This is a genomic window from Streptomyces sp. rh34 (assembly GCF_002551245.1).
Classification (GTDB): Bacteria; Actinomycetota; Actinomycetes; order Streptomycetales; family Streptomycetaceae; genus Streptomyces.
In genome coordinates this window covers 1-4509 of sequence record NZ_NTGZ01000397.1, presented here as the reverse complement: position 1 = coordinate 4509, position 4509 = coordinate 1, and the positions used below count along the sequence as shown (strand labels likewise).

5 protein-coding genes are annotated in these 4509 nt (G+C 74.3%); all 5 read left to right on the top strand.

Features of this window, described 5'->3' with window-relative positions; translation table 11 throughout:
• A partial coding sequence (locus CR470_RS36010; RefSeq protein ID WP_143663960.1) for a pantoate--beta-alanine ligase occupies positions 1-283 on the top strand: 283 nt, incomplete at its 5' end.
• Positions 280-1965 carry an L-aspartate oxidase gene (locus CR470_RS36005; protein WP_097871796.1) on the top strand — a complete coding sequence of 562 codons (1686 nt, stop codon included), beginning with the start codon at positions 280-282 and terminating at the stop codon, positions 1963-1965. The genes CR470_RS36010 and CR470_RS36005, both read left to right, overlap by 4 nt.
• Positions 1966-2075: 110 nt before the next feature.
• Entirely contained in the window at positions 2076-3137 is a 1062-nt protein-coding gene (gene nadC, locus CR470_RS36000; RefSeq protein WP_097871794.1) for a carboxylating nicotinate-nucleotide diphosphorylase, read from the top strand.
• Positions 3137-3934 (top strand): type III pantothenate kinase, encoded by a 798-nt coding sequence (locus CR470_RS35995; RefSeq protein WP_050356751.1) that lies wholly within the window; start codon positions 3137-3139, stop codon positions 3932-3934. Before nadC ends, CR470_RS35995 begins: the two co-directional genes overlap by 1 nt.
• 162 nt (positions 3935-4096) lie before the next feature.
• Positions 4097-4509, top strand: a 413-nt coding sequence (locus CR470_RS35990) for a hypothetical protein (protein ID WP_107489540.1), incomplete at its 3' end; no start/stop codon positions are given.

Genomic DNA, 4509 nt, shown 5'->3' with positions numbered 1-4509 from the left:
AGCCCGCTCAGAGATGTGTATAAGAGACAGAGCCGTGGCCCTGGCCCGGCCCAACGGGGCGCCCGCCGCCGTCCGGGCCGCCGCGTGGACCGTGCTGGACGAGGCCGCCGCCCGGGGCCGGCTGCCGCTCGACATCGACTACCTGGCTCTGGTGGACCCGGCGGACTTCACCGAGATCCCGGACGACCGCGAGAACGGGGAGGCGATCCTCGCCGTCGCGGCCCGGGTCGGGGACACCCGCCTCATCGACAACATCCCCCTCACCTTCGGAGCCCTGACGTGACCGGAATACGGCTGACCGCCCCCGCCCCCGGCTGGGCCATCGACGCGGACGTCGTGGTGGTCGGCTCCGGCGTCGCCGGGCTCACCACGGCGCTGCGCTGCGCCGCCGCCGGCCTGGACACCGTCGTCGTCACCAAGGCCCGCCTCGACGACGGATCGACCCGCTGGGCCCAGGGCGGCATCGCCGCCGCACTCGGCGAGGGCGACACCCCCGAGCAGCACCTCGACGACACCCTCGTCGCCGGTGCGGGCCTCTGCGACGAGGAGGCCGTGCGGACCCTGGTCACCGAGGGCCCCGACGCCGTACGCCGGCTGATCAACACCGGCGCGCACTTCGACACCACCGACAGCGGCGACATCGCGCTGACCCGCGAGGGCGGCCACCACCGCCGCCGCATCGCCCACGCGGGCGGCGACGCGACCGGCGCGGAGATCTCCCGCGCCCTGGTCGGCGCGGTCCGCGGGGCCGCCCTCCACACCATCGAGAACGCCCTGGTCCTGGACCTGCTGACGGACGCCGAAGGCCGTACGGCGGGCGTCTCGCTGCACGTCATGGGCGAGGGTCAGCACGACGGCGTCGGCGCGGTGCGGGCCCCCTCGGTCGTCCTGGCCACCGGCGGCATGGGCCAGGTCTTCTCCGCCACCACCAACCCCCCCGTCTCCACCGGGGACGGGGTCGCGCTCGCGCTGCGCGCCGGGGCGGAGGTCTCCGACCTGGAGTTCGTCCAGTTCCACCCGACCGTGCTCTTCCTCGGCGCGGACTCCGAGGGCCAGCAGCCGCTCGTCTCCGAAGCCGTACGGGGCGAGGGGGCGCATCTCGTCGACGGCGACGGCGTCCGCTTCATGCTCGGACAGCACGAGCTGGCCGAGCTGGCCCCCCGCGACATCGTCGCCAAGGGCATCACCCGCCGGATGCACGAACACGGCGCCGAGCACATGTATCTGGACGCCCGGCACTTCGGGGCGCGGATGTGGGAGCAGCGCTTCCCCACCATCCTGGCCGCCTGCAGGGCCCACGGCATCGACCCGGTCACCGAACCGGTCCCGGTCGCCCCGGCCGCGCACTACGCCTCCGGCGGTGTCCGCACCGACCTGCGGGGCCGCACCACCGTCCCCGGCCTGTACGCCTGCGGCGAGGTCGCCTGCACCGGTGTGCACGGGGCCAACCGCCTCGCGTCCAACTCCCTCCTGGAGGGCCTGGTCTTCGCCGAGCGCATCGCCGCCGACATCGCCGAGGCCCGCCCGCCCCGCACCGAACCGGCCGGGAGCCCGGGCGCCGGCGATCCCGCCCCGCTGATGGCCCCCGAGGCCCGTACGGCGATCCAGCGCACCATGACCCGGGGCGCCGGAGTCCTGCGTTCCGCCGAGAGCCTGGCCGCCGCCGCCGAGGAGCTGGAGGCCCTGCACCGCGACGCCGCCGCGGACGGGCCGAGCGGCCCCAAGGCGGTCGTCCCCGGGGTCGACGCCTGGGAGGCCACCAACCTGCTCCTGGTCTCCCGGGTACTGGTCGCCGCCGCGCGGGAACGCGAGGAGACCCGCGGCTGCCACTGGCGCGAGGACCGGCCCGACCGCGACGACGCCCACGGCCGCCGCCACCTGGTCGTCCGTATCGCGCCGGACCGCACCCCGGTCGTCCACCGCACGGAGACCGCCGCATTCCCGCCCGTACGCCCGTCGGATTGAGCAGACTGCTGGGAGCAGCCGCACCGCCGGACACCACAGGGCGGCACCGGCAGCAGCAGAAGCACCCGCCCCGCCCGCACCACCCGCCACGCCCCCGAGGAGCCGTCACCGTGAGCACGCCCGAAGAGAATCCGCGCCCCACACCCGTGGACGTACCGCTGATCCGGGTCGGCGCGCCCGCATCGTCAGCACCGGCGGAAGGCGGCTGCGGCGATGCCTGCGGCTGCGGCGGTGACGACGGAATCGACCCCGAAGCCCTGGAGTGCGGCCTGGACCCCGCGCTCGCCCTGCTGCTGGCCCGGGCGGGGCTCGACCCCGTCCAGGTCGAGGACGTCGCCCATGTGGCGATCGAGGAGGACCTCGACGGCGGGGTGGACGTCACGACCGTGGCGACCGTCCCCGAGGACGCCGTGGTCACCGGTGACTTCACCGCCCGCGAGGCGGGCGTGGTCGCCGGGCTCCGGGTCGCCGAGGCGGTCCTGTCGATCGTCTGCTCCGAGGCGTTCGAGGTCGAGCGGCACGTCGAGGACGGCGACCGCGTCGTCCCCGGCCAGAAGCTGCTGACCGTCACCACCCGCACCCGCGACCTGCTGACCGGCGAGCGCAGCGCGCTGAACCTGCTCTGCCGCCTCTCGGGCATCGCGACCGCCACCCGCGCCTGGGCGGACGTGCTGGAGGGCAGCAAGGCCAAGGTCCGCGACACCCGCAAGACGACGGCGGGCCTGCGCGCGCTGGAGAAGTACGCGGTGCGCTGCGGCGGCGGCGTCAACCACCGGATGTCGCTCTCCGACGCGGCCCTGGTCAAGGACAACCACGTGATCGCCGCGGGCGGCGTCGCCGAGGCGTTCAAGCGGGTCCGCGCCGCGTTCCCCGAGCTGCCCATCGAGGTCGAGGTCGACACGATGGACCAGGTCCGCGAGGTGCTGGACGCGGGCGTCGACCTGATCCTGCTGGACAACTTCACTCCGGCCGAGACCGCCGAGGCCGTCGCCCTGGTCGACGGCCGGGCGATCCTGGAGTCCTCCGGCCGCCTCACCCTCGACTCGGCCCGCGCCTACGCGGACGCGGGCGTCGACTACCTCGCGGTCGGGGCGCTCACCCACTCCTCGCCGATCCTCGACATCGGCCTGGACTTCCGCGACGCCGACGCCACCGACGGGGCCGACGCCTGATGCTGCTCACCATCGACGTCGGGAACACGCACACGGTCCTCGGCCTCTTCGACGGCGAGGAGATCGTCGAGCACTGGCGGATCTCCACGGACGCCCGCCGCACCGCCGACGAGCTGGCCGTCCTGCTCCAGGGCCTGATGGGCATGCACCCGCTGCTCGGCATGGAGCTGGGCGACGGCATCGAGGGCATCGCGATCTGCGCCACCGTCCCCTCGGTCCTGCACGAACTGCGCGAGGTCACCCGCCGGTACTACGGCGACGTCCCCGCCGTCCTGGTGGAGCCCGGCGTCAAGACGGGCGTACCGATCCTGATGGACAACCCCAAGGAGGTCGGCGCGGACCGCATCATCAACGCGGTAGCCGCCGTCGAGCTGTACGGGGGCCCGGCGATCGTCGTCGACTTCGGCACCGCCACCACCTTCGACGCGGTCTCCCCGCGCGGCGAGTACGCGGGCGGGGTGATCGCCCCCGGCATCGAGATCTCGGTCGAGGCCCTCGGCGTCAAGGGCGCCCAGCTCCGCAAGATCGAGCTGGCCCGGCCGCGCAGCGTGATCGGCAAGAACACCGTGGAGGCCATGCAGTCCGGCATCGTCTACGGCTTCGCGGGCCAGGTCGACGGGGTGGTGGCCCGGATGAAGAAGGAGCTGGCCGCCGACCCGGACGACGTCACCGTCATCGCGACGGGCGGCCTTGCTCCGATGGTGTTGGGGGAGTCGTCGGCCATCGACGAGCACGAGCCGTGGCTGACGCTCATCGGGCTGCGCCTGGTGTACGAGCGGAACGTCTCCCGGTCGTAGCGGGCGTCCTCCCGGACCCGGCGGTACCTGCGGCGACGGGCGGGGGCGGGGGCCGGCGACACCGTCGGACTACGCCGCGCCACCGACGACCAGTTAAACGGATTTTGTCCCTTTAGCACGTATTGTCGCGTTATGCCCACGCCCTACGGTTCACGAGGCGGCATGGCGTTCAGCGCGGACGAGCTGCGGGTGCTCCGACGTGCCCTTGCCATCGCCCTCCACCCCATGCCCCTGTCCGACGAGGACGTCCAGGACTGCCTGCGGCTCGCCGGCTCCGTGGACGAGGCGGCCGGCGAGGCGGGTCGGCTGCGAGCGTTCCTCCTCGCCGACCTCGCCCGCTACCGCAACGCCCTCCCCGGCTCCGCCACCGGCTACCTGGAGCTGCTCCAGGACGCCCTGGCGGCCGGGTACGACCCCCGCCCGGACGATCTGGCCGCCCTGCGCGCCCTGCGCGGAGGACGGCTCGCGGCGGCCCTCCTGGAGCGCTGCCAGGTGCTCGCCGAGCGTTCCGTACGGGCCCGGCTCGCCGGCCGCTCCGCCGGACTCACGGCTCCCGGGCCCCGCAGTCGGCCTGT